The organism is Lysinibacillus sp. FSL R5-0849, from assembly GCF_038595075.1.
Lineage (GTDB): Bacteria > Bacillota > Bacilli > Bacillales_A > Planococcaceae > Lysinibacillus > Lysinibacillus fusiformis.
Map to the genome: position 1 here is coordinate 4,297,459 of NZ_CP152004.1, position 17,481 is coordinate 4,314,939.

The following is a 17,481-nucleotide window of genomic DNA, read 5'->3' on the forward strand; positions in this document are numbered from 1 at the left end:
AGCTCGAAAATTTTGAGTGTGGCTATAGTCTTTTTTGTTTTACGAAGCTGATGCTTTTCATGATGGATAGTCGAGAGAAAATATCCACTCTCTTCATGTTTACTTTTGAACAGCTACTAGCCTATCTGGTGTAGTTATTCACCAATAAAGAACAAAAACCATCGAGAATGAAAACTTCTCGATGGTTTTGTCTACAGTCTAAGGCAAGCCAACCTTATTATAGCTCTTGTCGTAAAGCATGGATGACATCAATTTTCGTCGCCTTACGAGCAGGACGATAACCTGAGATCATTGCTACTCCAATACTAATACCTGCTGCAATAACGACTAGCTGCCATGGAATAAGAGAGAATGTAATATCATTTGTAGCAAATGCATCTTCTCCTGTGGCTGCTTTTAGAATCAACGGCAGCACTGCATTTGCCGCAAAACTAATGGCGTATGAAATGATAACCGCAATGAAGGTTCCTAAAAGCCCAATAAACGTACTTTCCATTAAAAATAAACGTTGGATCAGTTTTGGACTCGCACCGATCGCTTTTAATACACCTATTTCACGAGTTCGCTCTGTCACCGCCATTGTCATCGTATTGAAAATACCGATGGAAGCAATGAGCACCGCAATCGTACCAACAAAAATCAAACCGATTTTTAATACTAAGAAAAATACATTCATTTGATCTAATTGCTCCGTCACTGAATAGACACTGTAGCCATTATCTTTTAGTTTTTCTAAAATTGGCTTCACGTTTTCCAAAGTATCAGCAAAAATATTGAATTCTGAGTAAAACAATTCCTCCTCGGTTGTATCTCCAAGAGCGGAAAAATTCTCAACTAATGCTGGCTTTTGTGCTATGTCCATATGAATAGTATTATCAATCATCCAATCATACGAAGGTTGCTCCATGACACCAACAATTGTATAGGTCATTTTTTCTGTTTCCTCATTGTTACCAGTGTTAGGCAATAGTGATATGTTAATGTTCTGTCCAATTAATGATTTTTTATAGCCTTCATCACTTCCATTATAATAGGTACCATCTGCCTCAGCCTTTTTGCTTTTTTCTTTAATCACATTGCGATCGGCCTCATTCAATAATGTTTGTGCAAAATGATAGCCGACCACTATTTCATTTGGCTTTGATGGATATACACCTTCTGCAAGCTTGCCATTCACCTGCTCAAAATCCTTCATATCGTTCAAAATTAAACTAGAAGTTGAATCACGATCACTTAAGAAGGAATGTACAGAGGCATTCATGCCCACCGTTTCAAGTACTGTTTCCACATGATCTATCCTTTTAATTTCTTGGACCTGATCTTCTGTAAATTGCTTATCCCCATACACTTGAATTTTCGTAACTGTTTCATTTGAAAGGATTTCATTACGTAGAGATTCCTGTAATCCAAAACCGACGGATGCTAGTACGATAAGGAAAGCACAGCCCATCGTTGCAGCTAGAACCGTCATAAAAACACGTAATTTATTTTTCTTGATATGCTGCGTGACAAAATCTATTTGGTCTTTAAATAACATATTAAGCTTCCTCCTTTACCAATTCGCCATCATACATACGGAAGCGTCTATGTGCGATTGTCGCTACTTCTTCATCATGAGTAATAATGACAAAGGTTAACCCAAACTCTTGGTTTAAACTTTGAATAAGCATCAAAATATCTTGCTCTGTTTCTGAATCCAAACTTCCTGTTGGCTCATCTGCCAGCAACACAGGAGGATTCGTAATGAGCGCTCTTGCAATACTGACACGCTGTTGCTGCCCACCTGATAATTCATTTGGATAATGATCGGCGACTTCTGTTAGACCAACCTTGTCCATTATTTTTTTCACTTTTTCTTTTCTCATTGCTTTGCGCAATCCTTGTAGCTTCAAGGGTAACTCAATATTTTCGAATGCCGTCAAGCCAGGCATTAGTTGAAAGTTTTGAAAGATAAAACCGAATTGTCTCAAGCGAAATGCGGCGCTTTCTGTTTCATTTAGCTGTGCTGTTTCTTTACCATTCACTTTAATAGAACCCTGCTCAACCTTCATAAATCCAGCTAAAACTTGTAATAAAGTTGACTTTCCAGAGCCACTTTTTCCGACAATTGCTACAATCTCTCCTTTATTGACCTCAAAGTTCACGCCTTTTAAAACGGGAACCTGCTTTTCTTTCCCCTTTTTTCCAATTAAAAATGTATGTTGTAAGTTTTCAACTTGAATCATTTGTTAATAAACACTCCTTTCTCACTCATTTCCCATTGTAGAAAACAATTCTTAATAAAGAGGAAGGATAAAAATGAAGATATTCTTAAGAATAAGGAGAGACTCCTTCTAAAACAAATTGAGTTTACATTCCCTTTACAATTCAAGTATTATTTTCACTGATTTTCATTGTAAATCACACATAATTCTGTGCTAAACACGTGTGAATGTCAGTAAAAAACCTAATAACAAAGGATTTATCTGTACTATTAATAACAATTACAGTTTAATCCCCCTTTATTTTGTGAACGAATTGTATATTACAGCAATGTAAATTTTTATGTCGAATATAAAATTTTTATGTAGATAAATTAAAGATTTTGTTATGATAGTAAAGTTTAGAGGTCGATTAATTTATTTATATCCAGGAGGATTCGATTTACATGCTTAACTCAAAAAAACAAGACCCTTTCTTTATTGCATTGCATAAAATTGCTGAAAATATGAGAGAGGCTGTGCATTACGCAAATGATTTTCGTATTAACAGTGTAGCTGACCTAAAAGAGATTAGCATTACAATGAAAAATTACGAAACTGCTGGCGATAAGCTCATTCACGAACTGATCGTAATGCTAAACAAATCATTTATGACACCTATTGAGCGTGAAGATATTTTAGAGTTTGCCATTCGTATGGATGATATTTTAGATGGTACAGAACATTGTATTGCCCATTTTGAAATGTTTTCACTCACAGAAATTGATGAATCCATGCGCACTTTCCTAGGCTATATTTCTAAAAGTGTGGATGAAATTGTCAAAGCAACTGAAGAGTTAAAGAAAAAGAATCTAATTGGTATGCGTCCTCACGCTATTCTAATTAAAGACTATGAACGTGAATGTGATGAAGTACAACGTTCTTCCATTAAACAACTGTTTTTAAACGAAAAAGATCCGATTCGCCTCATTAAATTTAAAGATATATATGAACAACTTGAAGATATCGCTGATCATTGTCAAAACGTAGCTAATACTATGGAAACAATTATCATGCGTAACGCATAATTAGGAGATGGGCACTTTACAATGAATACAATCATTATACTAACCGTACTGGTCGTCATCTTTGCCCTAACATTTGACTTTATCAACGGCTTCCACGATACTGCAAATGCTATTGCAACTTCGGTTTCCACTCGAGCATTGCCACCTCGTGTAGCGATCATCATGGCCGCAACCATGAACTTTATCGGCGCTATCACTTTTGTAGGGGTTGCTAAAGCTTTAACAAAAGACATTGTAGATCCGTTTTCTTTAAATGCCTTTGAAGGAGACACAACCGGCTCAGTCGTTATTTTGGCCGCACTAATTTCAGCTATTATTTGGAATTTACTTACATGGTATTTCGGTATTCCATCAAGTTCTTCCCACACATTGATTGGCTCTATCGCAGGTGCTGCTGTCGCATCTGCTGGCTTCGATGTATTAAACTATGGCGGCTTTACTAAAATCCTTATGGCCTTAGTGTTTTCTCCAATACTGGCTATTTGTGCTGGTTTTATTATGATGACACTATTTAAATTATGGTTTAAAAACCTTAACTTATATCGAACTAATAAAGGTTTCCGTACGATGCAAATCTTCACCGCAGCCATTCAATCGTTCACACACGGTACGAACGATGCGCAAAAAGCAATGGGGATTATGACAATGGCTTTAATCGCTGGAGGATTGCATAGCGGTGATGAAATACCTTTCTGGGTACGTGCTGCTGCTGCCACAGCTATGGGTCTAGGTACATCTATTGGTGGTTATAAAATTATTAAAACCGTTGGCGGTAAAATTATGAAAATTCGCCCTGTTAATGGGGTAGCGGCAGACTTAGCGTCAGCAACAGTTATTTTTGGTGCGACATTAATCCATCTACCTGTATCTACAACACATGTTATTTCTTCATCGATTATGGGTGTTGGTTCTGCACAGCGTGTACGTGGCGTTAACTGGGGAATGGCCCGCAAGATTGTTACTACTTGGGTTATTACAATGCCTATTTCAGCCGTAATGGCATCCATTATTTATTTCGTCCTATCATTATTCTTTTAATAACAAGGCTCCTGTCTAATAAATGGACAGGAGTCTTTACTTTGTCACACGACAAAATGTGACACATCCTTTAAACTAATGGAAAAGGGGGATACATAAACAACTATGAAAACTTTTTCAACTTTTATTACCACACATGCAAAAGCAATCGTAGCCCTGTGGATTATTATTTTCCTAGCAATGGCTTATTTTGCTTTACAGCTTCCCGGTAAACTTCAAGGGGATGGCTTTTTTGTTGAAGCGGATCATAACTATGTCACAAAAGAGCTAGCAAAAACATTCGATATACCAACCAATACAATCTTGGTTGTGTTCGATCCAGCTCAGGATAAGAAAATTGAAGAAACTTTAAATAAACTCGATCACATAAAAGAAATACATTCCATCCAGTCACCTTTAGAGGACGCTTCTTTACGTAAAGATGGGATTGCCTATGCTATGGTCCATTTAAAAAACGATGCTGAAAACCTTTCTGAAATCGTTGAGGATATCCGTTCATTAATTGAAGAAGACGGAGTTCATATTACGGGTGGACCAGTTATTTCTGCTGACATTAATACAGCCAGCCAAAAGGATTTAGCATCTGCTGAGGCCATTGGTTTACCTATCGCCATTATCGTCCTATTATTGGCTTTTGGTACGGTTATTGCTTCTATTTTGCCAATTATCATTGGGGTTGTTACAGTTGTAACCGCCTTTGGTATTATGACATTACTTAGCGGTAGCATGAATCTATCCATTTTCGTTTTAAATATTGTTCCAATGCTTGGTCTTGCTTTAAGTATTGATTTCGCACTATTGTTCATTAATCGTTACCGTGAAGAGCGTGCTCACACATCCATTGCACAAGCTATTCAAACTGCCACCCAGACAGCAGGACGCTCCATCATCTTTTCTGCAGTATGTGTCATGATTGGTTTAGGTGCCATGATCGTCATTGATGTTGAAATATTCCATAATATCGCTCTAGGAGGCACCATAGTAGTTCTATTAGCTGTTCTTTCCGGCTTAACCTTACTCCCTGCAACGATGATGCTTTTGGGCGACCGACTCAATAAATGGCGTCTACTACGTGTTAAACCAGGTGGCGCAAATCGTTGGCGGAGCTTTGCAGGCTTTGTCATGAAACATCCAGTAGCTATCGTAATCGCTGCATTATTAATACTTGGTATCGGAATGCTTCCATTAAAGGACATCCAATTAACAATTCCTCAGGTAGATTCCCTACCGACAAAATATGATGCACGTGTAGCGTACGATAAATTAGATGAAACGTTTAGACTCGGTGAAACATCTACTTTATATTTGTTAGCTGAACGTAAAGAAGGCTGGGAGGATGCTGAAGCTAGAGAGCTGATTTATACTATTCAAGAAAAGTTATTAAAAGATCCACTCGTTACCAATGTTTCAACTATCTATACAGCAACAAACATTCCAACACCTAAGGAACTCTCTGCTTCTTTAGCAATCCCACAGGTGGCGGAGCAATTAAAACCGGTTATTCAAACCTTTTCAAAAGATACAAAGCTATTCATCCCAATTACCATTGATGCAGCTGGCTCTTCCACTACTGCCCAAAAATTTGCACGAACTTGGATGGATAAAGATTTAGGTGTACACTTTGCGCTTGGAGGACCTGCAAAATTTAACCAAGAGATATTTGATGAGATCGCTAATAAAATTGTTTTAGCGATAGCCATAATCATCGTGTCCACTTTCTTTATTTTAATGCTGGCATTCCGTTCAGTATTAATTCCATTAAAGGCCATTATTATGAACATTATTGGGCTTTCCTCTGCCTTCGGAATACTCGTCTATATTTTCCAATACGGACATTTTGGCATTGAGGCAGGATCAATTGTATTGATTATCCCAGTTATTGTTTTCTGTCTTGTTTTTGGCTTAAGTATGGACTACGAAGTCTTTTTAATTTCTCGTATCCAAGAGGAATATTTAAAAGGCGCCAACAATACACACGCTACAATAGAGGGACTGACATCCACAAGTCGGATTATTACTTCAGCAGCGCTCATTATGATTGTTATTACAGGAGCGTTTGCCTTCACAGATGTCATGCCTGTGAAACAAATTGGTGTTGGTATAGCCATTGCTGTTGCTATTGATGCCACAATCATTCGTCTTATGCTAGTACCAAGTCTCATGAAACTATTTGGTGATTGGAACTGGTGGCTTCCTTTCGCAAAGAAAAATAAATAATAAAAAATCCGCCTCCTTGTTCAAGGAAGCGGATTTTTTCTCTATGCATAAATACTGTTATACCACTCTTTTGCTGCGTGAACTTCAGGAATCGTTAGCTGATGTCCAAAATCAAACCAGTTCGTCGTCACAGTCGCACCCGCTGAACTTAAAAGAGCCTCTAAATCCTCTGATTCTTGTGCTGTACACATTGGATCATTGGTACCTGCACCTATAAAAACAGGGGTAGCAGATAGCTTAGGTAGCTCTATCCCTCGTCTCGGCACCATTGGATGATGTAATATAGCCCCTGCTAAAACGTCCTCGTAGTGGAATAATAAGCTAGCCGCAATATTAGCGCCATTTGAATAACCGACGGCTACAATTCGTTGACGATCAAAGCCATATTGCTGTGACGCCTCGTTCAAAAATTCATTCAGTTCCTTTGTACGAATGATTAAATCCTCTATATCAAAGACACCTTCCGCTAGTCGACGGAAAAACCTTGGCATTCCATGTTCTAGTACATTGCCTCGTACACTTAATATATTGGCTGTATCATCAATTTCCTTGGCAAGTCCAATTAAGCTTTCTTCATTACCACCCGTGCCATGTAACAACAATAGAGTTGGTTTTGTTTCGTCTGTACCTTTATAAAAAATATGTTTCATTGACAGTCCACCTCTCGATTATCTTGAATTCGAGATAATTGTAGCCTGTGGCAAAATTAAATTCAAGCTCTTTGACTTATTCATTTCGCGATTTTCACGATTTGGTTGTTCCTCATGGTTTTTATAAAAATTAGTTATAGTAAAAACTGATAGTAAACAAGCCACAATCACAACAACAATAACAATTCCCACTAGTTTTTTCCCGTTCATTTTATGATAATCCCCCGTATTTATTATTTCTTTTTACGAAAGCCTTCTTCTAGCAAATATTCTTTTGCTGCATCATACGTACCAAACGCCTCTTCAAGATTTTCCCCATGGTAGACATTCCAAGAACGTTGTTCAAATACTAGCTGTAATTGATCACCCTCTCGACTATGCCAAATCTCGATAATCGGTTCTTCCGTCTCTACCTCTTCAGATAGATATTGAATAGCATCCGCAATAATCTCACGAAGTTGTTGCTCATCATAATCACGGATATTTACTAATCCTTTATTAGCCTCTTGCTCATAGCGCAATAAATCTCCAACAAAGATAAAGCCATTGCCATTCGGATGTAGCTTTTCAACTACAATTGTCTTTTCATAAAGACTGTCCATAAAGTGATAATTTAAGCGTTTTAATGATATTTCCTTTTTCGTTAGTTCAGAAAATGATTCAATAATTGCTTGTTTTTGTTCAAATGTTAGCATATAAAAAATGCTCCTTTTCTTTACAATCTATCTAACAGTATAACTTATTTTTTCCTGTTATATTGTGTACATTCTCATCATTTTTACAAAGAAAATAGGATAAGCTATTTTCTAGCTTATCCTACCCAAATTAGGATGTTTGATTAAATATTTTCTCACGCGCAAATTTGATCACATGTGCAACATACAATTCACGATAAGGAACAAATTGTGCCGTTCCAACTGGTCTGACAATTTTCACACGTTGACCATCAGGGAAGTATTCGTATCCTTCAATATTCAGAGTTGTCGTTTCTCCCAAGAAGAAAGCTTCGGCCTCATTCAGTCTTGCTCTTACTACACCTGATACTTCCTCATATTGTAAAGCAAAGGAATTCCAATCATGCTCGAAAGGATATATGTAGACATGGCAAAATTCATTATCAATCATATTTTCAGAAACGATACTACAAGAGGTCATGCCCATTTTGACAACATCTTGGACATCTATTTGGAGCCCTAATTCTTCTTTTACTTCTCGTATACCTGATTCCACTGTTTCAACAGCTAAAAGATGGCCAGCTGCTGTAATATCGAGTAAACCTGGATAATCCTTTTTCTGTGAGCTTCGTACTTGAAAATAAATATAGTCCTCATTGACAAGCCAGCAATGAAATGTCTCATGCCAAAGCCCTTTTTCATGTACTTCCGACCGTGTAGCTGTCCCAATTTCCTCATGCTGTTCATTAAATACCTTTACAATTTCTTGTTCCATTGTTTCGACTCCTATACTGATTTCGTCGCTTTTTTCTTGATTGCATTACGTTGATCATAAATATTGGATACGATAACTTTCAATACTGCATAAAATGGTACAGCGATAATAATTCCTATAAAGCCTGCAATATTACCTGCTGCGAGAATAATTGTAATAACAGTTAGTGGATGGATATCGAGCGATTTCCCCATCACGTTAGGTGTAATAAAGTTGCTATCAATTTGTTGAGCAACAAGCGTCACAACGGATACCCAAACAACTAAAATAGGATCCTGAATAACCGCTACGATTAGGGCTGGCGTAAATGCAATCCAAGGCCCAATAAATGGAATCATATTCATAAAGAATGCAAATATTACTAATAGTAACGAATATTCTAATCCAATAATTAAGTAACCCACATACATAATAAGCGCTAATAAAAAACTAATTTGCAGTTGGCCCTGAATATAACTACGTAAAACATCATCAATTTCACTTAATGTTTTCTTTACCCATTGCTGACGTTCGCCACTGAAATATTTATAAATAGATGGTGCAAATTTCTCATGATCCTTCAACATAAAAATAAAGAAGAATGGAATTAAAACAGCTAGTAATGATACAGACACTATGGATTGTAAAAAGGAAATAAACCCTTTACTCGCCACCATTGCAACATCTTGCACAGAGTTCGCCATTTTTTCAATTACATCATTTACCTGCTGTGGGAAGTTATCTTTATTGAGCAGTACATAGTCTGTTAATTGCTGAATACTCGTACTAATACTTGAACTAATCATAGGGGCATTCTTCACTAATTTATTGACCTGCTCGGCAATCGGGTTCCCAATAATCCAGCCAAAAACCCCTGCAATTCCTATGAGGCCGAACACAATCGTCAATATGCTTGCCCATCTAGGAAATTTACGCTTTTCTAAAAATCTCTGAATTGGTTCAGTCACATAATAAAAGACACCCCCAAGTAGTAAAGGGATAAAAATGGCTTTTAATATGATAACTAGTGGTGAAAAAATCCAATGAATTTCTATAAAATATTTAATAATTAATAGTGTAAGTAATATCCCTACACCTACTTGAAACCAAACCTTCCTCGTCACTTTCATTCACTTCCTTTTATCGCCGTTACTCAAGATACTACTGATATATTAACCATTTCGCAAGTATCCTAGTATGTTTTGACTCAATCAATTTTTTCTGTGCGAATTTACTACTAGATTTTCGCGTTTACTTAAAAAGCTCCCTTCCAACAAACTAAAAAATTCGCTCACTTCCACTATACTAGTCGTGGAAGTGTAGCGAATTTCAGTATTTGTTATAGCGAAGAATCGTCTACAGAATTTAGGTATGCCTCAATTTCACCAATAACTGATTCGACACAGCCATCTTCAAATGGTGAAATTAAGCCTGCCTCTTTTACAAGCTTTGTAAATGACATGGAGCCACCTAAACCACATAGATGAATATAGTCTTTCCAAGCCGCCTCAAAGTCTTCACGTGAACGCTTCCAGAATTGGAAGGCACAAATTTGTGCTAGCGTGTAATCAATATAGTAGAACGGACTAGCATAAATATGACCCTGACGTTGCCAAATTCCACCTGCTTCGAGGTAGCTATTGTGATCATAGTCACGATGTGGCAAATATGTTTCCTCAATTTTCTTCCATGCTGCCTTACGCTCAGCTGGTGTCATTGTAGGATTTTCATAAATAATATGTTGGAATTCATCAACTGCAACACCATATGGTAAGAATAAAAGACCACTACTTAAATGTGTAAATTTATATTTTTCTGTATCTTCTTTAAAGAATAGCTCCATCCATGGCCATGTGAAAAACTCCATACTCATCGAGTGGATTTCACAAGATTCGTAAGTTGGCCATAAGTATTCAGGAATGCCGATGTTACGGCTTGAATAAACTTGGAAGGCATGTCCGGCTTCATGTGTTAACACATCGATGTCACCTGAAGTACCGTTAAAGTTCGAGAAAATGTACGGAGAATGATAGTTTTCGATAAATGTACAATACCCGCCACTCTCTTTTCCTTTCTTGGCCACTAGGTCCATAAGGTCATGATCAATCATGAAATTGAAAAACTCTCCCGTTTCAGGTGATAGCTCCTCATACATCTTTTTACCATTCGCCACAATCCATTCTGGATCACCCTTTGGCGTCGCATTGCCTGATAAAAAGTTCAGTGCTTCATCATAGAATTTTAAATCGTCAATCCCAATACGCTTCGCCTGACGCTCATACAGCTTTGTCGCTACAGGAACAATTAAGTCGCGAACTTGATCACGGAATTTCTTCACCATCTCTGCGTTATAATCAATACGATTCATTCGAATATAACCAAGCTCAACATAGTTGTTATAGCCAAGTTTAACTGCAATTTCATGGCGTACTTTTACAAGTTCATCGTATAAGCGATCAAATTCATCGTCATGCTCCGCAAAGAAACCAAAGCGTGCATTTGTTGCTTCTTTACGCGTAGCTCTATCTGTAGACTCTGCAAACGGTCCAAGCTGAGCAAGTGTTAAAGTCTCACCATTAAATTCGATTTGTGCAGATGCTACAAGCTTATTATACTCAGAAGCTAGCTTATTTTCTTTTTGCATCAAATCAATGACGTCTGGTGAGAACCCTTTAATTTGATAGTTAGCGAGATCGAATAATTGTTGACCCCATTTTTCTTCTAGTTGCTCACGGAAAGGTGAGGCAATCAATGCTTTATAATACTCCGTTGTTACTTCTTCTAGCTCAGGACTAACTTCATCGAAATAGTCGCGCTCTGCTTGATAAAATTCATCGTTTGTATCAATCGATGCGCGAATATACACTAAGTTAGCCATTGTAGCAAAGTCATTACTGATTGCATTTAATTTTTCAATGATGCTACTTTGTTCGTCCATCGATTGCGCTTTTTTAAATTGGTCGACGAGCGCTAATTGTTGCTCTTTCATCCCCGCAACATGTGGACGGTTGTACTCATAGTCTTTAAACGTTTTCATTGAAGTCCCCTCTTTCTGTCATATACCCCGTGATATTTCTATTATATGTCAAATCTTAGCTATTAAGAAACAATTTTTTAATAACCTACTATATATGTTTTTAGTAATGCCGCTCGCTCTCTTATTTTTAGTTTAGCTTCTACTGACTTTGGCGTTTTAGCTGACACTACATCTACTTCAAAATCTAAAGACTCGGCTAAATATTTCGCACGTTTTAGATGGAAGTCATTTGAAACAATCGTAATTTTCTTTGTTTCCTTTGGTATAAGTTCTTTAGAAAATACTAAATTCTCATACGTGGAGGTGGACTGATCCTCCTCGATAATTCTCGTAGCATCAATACCATTTTGCTCGAGATAATCTCTCATCACGGATGACTCCGTTCGATCTTCATCGGGTCCTTGTCCCCCTGACACAATGACCTTTACTTGGGGATACTTTACTAAATATGGAACGGCCTCCTCTAATCTACTTTTTAAAGAAAGTGATGGTACACCTCCTGGTTTTACTTTCGCTCCCAGTATGATCATATAATTAGCCGAGCCATCTGCATTTGCTTCCACCCCACGTTCAATTTCTTTCCCCAACCAAATATAGAGGACAATTGCTATAACAATTAGAACAACACCTACTCTAATCAACCATTTTTTCACAAATCAACCCTCCCTTACCTTTTATTAACGTGACTACAGAAAAAAGGATGCTTGATTACCAAGCACCCTCAATAATTTTATCTTAAAATAAAGCGTTTAATGGATTCCTGTAACGCTGTAATCTCATCTGTTAAATCATTGGAAGATTCACTAATAAGCTGAATCGCTAGTTGTTGCTCATCTACCGATGCTGTCACCTCTTCAGAAGCAGCGGCATTTTTTTCACTGATCATTGCAATACTTTCAATGGATTTCATCATATCATTCTTAGCGCTATTTACATATTTTACGCCATCGGTCATATCACCAATATTTAAAATGATCTTTTCCACAGCCATTTTGATTTCTTTGAAGGAAGACTCTGTTACCATGACAGAATCATTTTGTTGACTTACAATGACGTGAGTTTTCTGCATTTCATCATTGACTAAATTTGTTTCACTCTCAATCCCCTTTAAGGTAGTGCGAACTAGCTCAGTTGCTACGGATGTTTGATCAGCTAGCTTTCGTACTTCCTCTGCGACCACAGCAAATCCTTTGCCTTGTTCACCTGCTCGTGCAGCCTCAATAGATGCATTTAGAGCCAGGAGATTGGTTTGATCAGAGATCTCTGTAATTGTCCCTACAATGCCTTCTATTTCACGTACCTTCACAATTAAACTCCCAAAAACGGACTGAATATTCTGAATAAGCATTGAAGATTCCTGCGACTTATCCTTTAAACTAGCGATATTAACGATACCCTCTTCATTTGATTTTTGCATATCTTGTGATGCATCTAGCATTAATTCATTTTTATCGTGCAATCCTTCAATTTGTTGAGCAAACTCAGTAGCTGTTCGATTTGTATCTTCCGCCTCTGCTGCTTGTTTTACGGCGCCATTCGATACTTCATTAATAGCTTTAACGATTTCATCGCCATAAGCATTTGTTTCTTCAGCAACCGCGGTTAAATTTGACGATGTCGATTGAATTTCTACAATTGCTTCTTCTACATCTGAAATTAGTGTTTTTAATTGATCAACCATTTCATTGAAGCCCTCATTTAACTGGCCAATTTCATCTGTACGCTGTAAATGCTCAATATCTACAGTTAAATTACCCTTTGCTACTTCACGTACGCGTTGGGATAATTTTTTGACTGGTAATGCCAAATGCCTAGATACTAAAATAACAACCATAACACCTATGATAATAGCACCCGCTAACGTCAAACCAATGACTAATAGTAACGAGTTTGCCTCTGCATTAAAATCCTGCATATATGTACCTGATGCAATAATCCATCCCCAATGTGGATCTTTTGCTGAATAAATAATTTTATCCGCCAATACATTCTGGCCTGGTAGCTCAAATTCGTATTTAGTAAAACCACCCCCATCCAATGCTCGGTCAGTTACTTCCCGAATAAAGTAATTTCCACTACTATCTTGATCGTTCCAAAGATTGTCACCTTCTCGAGTAGGGTGTGTTGTTAATGTTCCCTTATCATCTAATACATAGATATAGCCGTATTCCCCCAAGTCACCTGGATAATTAATCGGCCGCTTCCCTTCACTATCCTTAGGTCCCAAGAAAGCCTTGCGTACCCGTTCCTGCGCTACATCTAAAGGTATATCTCCCTTTTCAACACTTTCATTGGCAAGTTCAATTATTTGCAAAGCAGATTGAACACTATTATAAATTACTTGCTCTCCTATATCCTCCATACCATTCTTGGCCTTACTATAACTAACCACGCCAATTATTAAACTTGGAATAATTAGTAGTGCCAATGAAATAACGACTAGTTTCCCCTGTATCGAACGTAAAAACCTCATACTTTAGCCCCCCTTATTCTTCTCGTTCAAAGAGTATATTAACTTATATTATGTTATGATTTGGAAGTTTCCGCAATGGATAAAACGCAAATTAATTCCCCTATTCGGTTTATTTCGATAAATACATATCATTATATTTTTATTTTTCTCCAACTAGCGTAAAAAAACTATTTTTCTACAAGACTTCTTCTCATAGAAAAATAGTTTACAATGATCATAATTTGAACGTATTGATTGTTTCAGTTACCTCTTTAGATGTTTGATCTAACAACGCTACAACTTCATTTAATTCTGAAACCCTTGTTACTTGTAAGTCAGAAGCCATTGCTACTTCTTTTGTTCCTTGCACATTATGCTGAGCAATATCATTCATCTGTTCTGTAGTAGCTAATATTTCTTCAGAGCCCGCTGACATTTCTTCAATGACAGCTGAATCATCCTGAATCTTATTGTTTACCTCAACAACTGATTCTAATATTTGTTCTAGGCTTTCACCAATACGTTGTACAGCCCTATTACCTGCTTGTACATCTACCGCACTACCAGACATTTCATGTAATGCTCGTTCTGTAATGGTCTTAAAGCTTTTCAGATGTGTATGTATTTCATCCGCTGATGCTTTAGACAGTTCAGCAAGCTTCCTTACTTCATCTGCAACGACTGCAAACCCCTTACCAGCTTCCCCCGCCCTCGCCGCCTCTATCGCCGCATTTAATGCCAGTAAGTTGGTTTGGTCAGCAATGCTCGTAATAATTGTTACCATCTCTTCAATAGAGCCGAATCGATCTCCCATTTCCTCAACATGTTTAGCCGTTCGTAAAACGGAGGATTCCACGTTTTGAATTTGAGATACGACCTCTTGAGAATGATTCACGCTAGTTTCCACTAGGCCCGTCATCGTTGAGGATGATTCAGCAATCTCAGAAGTTGTATCAGCCAGTCGTTGAATACCTATCGACATTTCATTCATCGTTAAGACAACTTCTTGATTGTTTTGCTGTTGCTGCTCACTACCAGCAGCGATTTCAACTATACGATCAGCAATTTGAGCATTTGATGTTTCAACATGTTGTGTAGTTTCATCAATCTTTTTCACAACGCTTTGTAAGGCGAATGTTTGTTGCTGAATGGTTTGGAATGTTTCTTTTAATTTTTGTAAGGACTCCTGAAAGGCTCGTGCAAACATAGAAATTTCATTTTTCCCTCTTAGCTGGATTTTTTCAACCTCCATTGTTGCCTTCGCGATATCCCCTTGTGCAAAACTTGACACCGCGTCCCCTAAATTTGCCAATGGCTTTAGTGCTTGATTTATGTAACGGTACATTATAAACATAACAATTCCTGTTAAAACTAACATTACTATAATTAATGCTGGCAAAATGGCTATCAATACAGCATTCGTTACACCGCTTACCTCGTTAGCCTCTATATCTACCCCTATAAACGCCACAATATTTCCTGATGCATCCTTTAATGGTACTGTACCAGACAAATAATCCCCAAAACCGCTATGTAAAATATTAGAGTAATAACTTCCTGTATCCATTACTTTTTCAATATCTTTATATAATGTAGAAGAAGACTCCTCTCCTATAACACCTGCATTTTCTTGGTCATCTGCTGGCATACCATCCACTAAAAATCGAACTTTTTGATCTTCCTGTGGAACGGCAAAAGTATAGGCATACAGGACCCCATTTATTTCACGCAATTCATTCAGTTCTTCTCTTAGCTGCCAATATAAATTTGATTCCCTTGGGTCCTTTGATAGTTGTTCATAGTCCTCTGGGTTTAATTGTTTCGCAATGTTTTCTGCTACCGCGACAGCCTGTGCACCCATTGTTTTATTAACGGATGATTTCGCTGTGTAGATCATTGTGACAATAAAAAATGCTAACAAAGCTACTAACATAACAAATGACATCAACACGATTCTATTACTTAATTTACCTGGTACTCGCATGCTTACCTCCTTTAACATACTACTAAGTTAATCTATTAACTATTGTACTATTATTTGCACTATTTCGACAATAAAACTATGCTAATAACGATATCCAAATAACTAAAGCAATTAAAGTAGCGAATAATGTCGGAACTGTAAGAATTATGCCGAACTTAAAATATTGCCCCCAGCTAATTTTAATCCCTTTTTGAGCTAAAATATGAAGCCATATTAATGTCGCAAGTGAACCGATTGGAGTCATCTTTGGGCCAAGATTAGTACCAATTATGTTGGCATAAATGAGTCCCTCTTTCATCATGCCTGTTGCGCTTGTTTCAGAGATTGCTAATGCATCAATCATGACTGTTGGTAGATTGTTCATGACTGCTGATAAAACGGCAGCTACAAATCCCATAGTCATGGTCGCTACAACGAATCCTTGCTGCACAGCATGTTCTAGTAAACTAGCTAGTATACCTGTCATCCCTACATTTTTCAGGCCGTAAACAACCACATACATACCAATGGAAAAGAACACTATATTCCATGGTGCCCCTTTGACAACTCTCTTTGTATCTACAAAAGAACTACGATTTGCCAGCCATAAGAAAATAGCGGCTACACTACATAAAATAAATGACACTGGAACGTGGAACATTTCGCCGATTACAAATCCCACTAGTAAAATTACTATTACATACCAAGATATCGCAAATAACTTCGGGTCTCTAATCGCCTGCTTAGGTTGTTCAACTGCATCGAGAGAATAGCACTGTGGTATGGAACGACGAAAAACCACATACAGTACAGCTATACTTGCAATTAAAGAAAAGAAGTTCGGTACAACCATATGAATCGCATAATCCATAAAGCCAATCTCAAAAAAATCTGCTGATACAATATTTGTTAAATTACTAATAACAAAGGGTAAGGATGTTGTATCTGCTATAAAGCCACTAGCAATAATAAATGGGAAAATCATTTTTTCCGTCATATTCAGTTTTCTAACCATTGCTAAAACAATTGGCGTTAATATTAACGCCGCCCCATCGTTAGCGAATAGCGCTGATACTATCGCTCCTAAGCAAGCAATATAAACAAATAAACGTATACCACTTCCTTTAGCAAGTCGTGCCATATGCAGGGCAGCCCATTCAAAAAAGCCAATTTCATCTAAAATTAGGGAAATTAAAATAATACCAATAAACGATAAAGTAGCATTCCAAACGATTCCTGTTACTTCCAGCACATCCTGCCATGTAACTACTCCAATTATGAGTGCGATGGCGGCTCCTATACAGGCTGACCAACCAATCGATAATTTACGTGGCTGTACAATAACAAAAAATAAAGTCACTAAAAACAAAATAATCGCTAATGCAGTCTGCATGATTTTCCTCCCTAATTAAAAACCAGTAGCTTTAT

14 protein-coding genes are annotated in these 17,481 nt (G+C 37.4%); 3 read left to right on the forward strand and 11 right to left on the reverse strand.

Annotation, left to right across the window (positions count from 1 at the left end):
* Positions 1-217: 217 nt before the first annotated feature.
* Positions 218-1,537 carry an FtsX-like permease family protein gene (locus tag MKY80_RS21255; RefSeq protein ID WP_107922313.1) on the reverse strand — a complete coding sequence of 440 codons (1,320 nt, stop codon included), beginning with the start codon at positions 1,535-1,537 and terminating at the stop codon, positions 218-220.
* Position 1,538: 1 nt separating this feature from the next.
* On the reverse strand, positions 1,539-2,225 hold the full coding sequence (locus MKY80_RS21260) for an ABC transporter ATP-binding protein (protein WP_008175188.1): 687 nt from the start codon (positions 2,223-2,225) through the stop codon (positions 1,539-1,541).
* Positions 2,226-2,647: 422 nt separating this feature from the next.
* Here MKY80_RS21260 and MKY80_RS21265 point away from each other — a divergent pair, with 422 nt between their 5' ends.
* From MKY80_RS21265 to MKY80_RS21275, 3 genes are all read left to right on the forward strand, one after another.
* Positions 2,648-3,268, forward strand: coding sequence for a DUF47 domain-containing protein (locus MKY80_RS21265; RefSeq protein ID WP_008175190.1), 621 nt, complete (start codon positions 2,648-2,650; stop codon positions 3,266-3,268).
* Positions 3,269-3,289: 21 nt separating this feature from the next.
* Positions 3,290-4,306, forward strand: coding sequence for an inorganic phosphate transporter (locus MKY80_RS21270; RefSeq protein WP_008175192.1), 1,017 nt, complete (start codon positions 3,290-3,292; stop codon positions 4,304-4,306).
* 105 nt (positions 4,307-4,411) lie between these two features.
* Positions 4,412-6,523: an MMPL family transporter gene (locus MKY80_RS21275; protein ID WP_342531106.1), complete on the forward strand. Its 2,112-nt coding sequence runs from the start codon at positions 4,412-4,414 to the stop codon at positions 6,521-6,523.
* Positions 6,524-6,564: 41 nt separating this feature from the next.
* Here the strand turns inward: MKY80_RS21275 and MKY80_RS21280 are convergent, their stop codons facing one another.
* The 9 genes from MKY80_RS21280 to MKY80_RS21320 all read right to left on the reverse strand — a co-directional run bounded on the left by MKY80_RS21280 (position 6,565) and on the right by MKY80_RS21320 (position 17,446).
* Complete coding sequence (locus tag MKY80_RS21280) at positions 6,565-7,173, reverse strand: alpha/beta hydrolase (RefSeq protein ID WP_008175196.1); 609 nt, start codon at positions 7,171-7,173, stop codon at positions 6,565-6,567.
* Positions 7,174-7,406: 233 nt separating this feature from the next.
* Complete coding sequence (locus MKY80_RS21285) at positions 7,407-7,868, reverse strand: hypothetical protein (protein WP_069482882.1); 462 nt, start codon at positions 7,866-7,868, stop codon at positions 7,407-7,409.
* A gap of 130 nt (positions 7,869-7,998) precedes the next feature.
* Positions 7,999-8,622 carry an NUDIX domain-containing protein gene (locus MKY80_RS21290; protein ID WP_008175203.1) on the reverse strand — a complete coding sequence of 208 codons (624 nt, stop codon included), beginning with the start codon at positions 8,620-8,622 and terminating at the stop codon, positions 7,999-8,001.
* A gap of 11 nt (positions 8,623-8,633) precedes the next feature.
* Positions 8,634-9,731 carry an AI-2E family transporter gene (locus MKY80_RS21295; protein ID WP_008175205.1) on the reverse strand — a complete coding sequence of 366 codons (1,098 nt, stop codon included), beginning with the start codon at positions 9,729-9,731 and terminating at the stop codon, positions 8,634-8,636.
* A gap of 209 nt (positions 9,732-9,940) precedes the next feature.
* Positions 9,941-11,638, reverse strand: a complete 1,698-nt coding sequence (locus tag MKY80_RS21300; protein ID WP_008175207.1) for a M3 family oligoendopeptidase — start codon at positions 11,636-11,638, stop codon at positions 9,941-9,943.
* Between the two features lie 77 nt (positions 11,639-11,715).
* Positions 11,716-12,291 carry a YdcF family protein gene (locus tag MKY80_RS21305; RefSeq protein WP_174804737.1) on the reverse strand — a complete coding sequence of 192 codons (576 nt, stop codon included), beginning with the start codon at positions 12,289-12,291 and terminating at the stop codon, positions 11,716-11,718.
* Between the two features lie 77 nt (positions 12,292-12,368).
* The gene (locus MKY80_RS21310) at positions 12,369-14,111 is read right to left on the reverse strand and encodes a cache domain-containing protein (RefSeq protein ID WP_342531112.1); all 1,743 of its coding nucleotides are present in this window, start codon (positions 14,109-14,111) and stop codon (positions 12,369-12,371) included.
* Between the two features lie 214 nt (positions 14,112-14,325).
* Entirely contained in the window at positions 14,326-16,074 is a 1,749-nt protein-coding gene (locus MKY80_RS21315; RefSeq protein ID WP_089985792.1) for a methyl-accepting chemotaxis protein, read from the reverse strand.
* 76 nt (positions 16,075-16,150) lie between these two features.
* A complete protein-coding gene (locus MKY80_RS21320) occupies positions 16,151-17,446 on the reverse strand; it encodes an arsenic transporter (RefSeq protein ID WP_008175213.1) in 1,296 nt (431 codons plus the stop codon).
* Positions 17,447-17,481: the final 35 nt, after the last annotated feature.

Excerpts from the sequence above, each read along its gene's own strand:
- MKY80_RS21290 (WP_008175203.1), bottom strand. The coding sequence starts at position 8,622 with ATGGAACAAGAAATTGTAAAGGTATTTAATGAACAGCATGAGGAAATT.
- MKY80_RS21280 (WP_008175196.1), bottom strand. The coding sequence starts at position 7,173 with ATGAAACATATTTTTTATAAAGGTACAGACGAAACAAAACCAACTCTA.
- MKY80_RS21265 (WP_008175190.1), top strand. The coding sequence starts at position 2,648 with ATGCTTAACTCAAAAAAACAAGACCCTTTCTTTATTGCATTGCATAAA.
- MKY80_RS21320 (WP_008175213.1), bottom strand. The coding sequence starts at position 17,446 with ATGCAGACTGCATTAGCGATTATTTTGTTTTTAGTGACTTTATTTTTT.
- MKY80_RS21285 (WP_069482882.1), bottom strand. The coding sequence starts at position 7,868 with ATGCTAACATTTGAACAAAAACAAGCAATTATTGAATCATTTTCTGAA.
- MKY80_RS21300 (WP_008175207.1), bottom strand. The coding sequence starts at position 11,638 with ATGAAAACGTTTAAAGACTATGAGTACAACCGTCCACATGTTGCGGGG.
- MKY80_RS21295 (WP_008175205.1), bottom strand. The coding sequence starts at position 9,731 with ATGAAAGTGACGAGGAAGGTTTGGTTTCAAGTAGGTGTAGGGATATTA.
- MKY80_RS21310 (WP_342531112.1), bottom strand. The coding sequence starts at position 14,111 with ATGAGGTTTTTACGTTCGATACAGGGGAAACTAGTCGTTATTTCATTG.
- MKY80_RS21315 (WP_089985792.1), bottom strand. The coding sequence starts at position 16,074 with ATGCGAGTACCAGGTAAATTAAGTAATAGAATCGTGTTGATGTCATTT.
- MKY80_RS21270 (WP_008175192.1), top strand. The coding sequence starts at position 3,290 with ATGAATACAATCATTATACTAACCGTACTGGTCGTCATCTTTGCCCTA.
- MKY80_RS21255 (WP_107922313.1), bottom strand. The coding sequence starts at position 1,537 with ATGTTATTTAAAGACCAAATAGATTTTGTCACGCAGCATATCAAGAAA.
- MKY80_RS21275 (WP_342531106.1), top strand. The coding sequence starts at position 4,412 with ATGAAAACTTTTTCAACTTTTATTACCACACATGCAAAAGCAATCGTA.
- MKY80_RS21260 (WP_008175188.1), bottom strand. The coding sequence starts at position 2,225 with ATGATTCAAGTTGAAAACTTACAACATACATTTTTAATTGGAAAAAAG.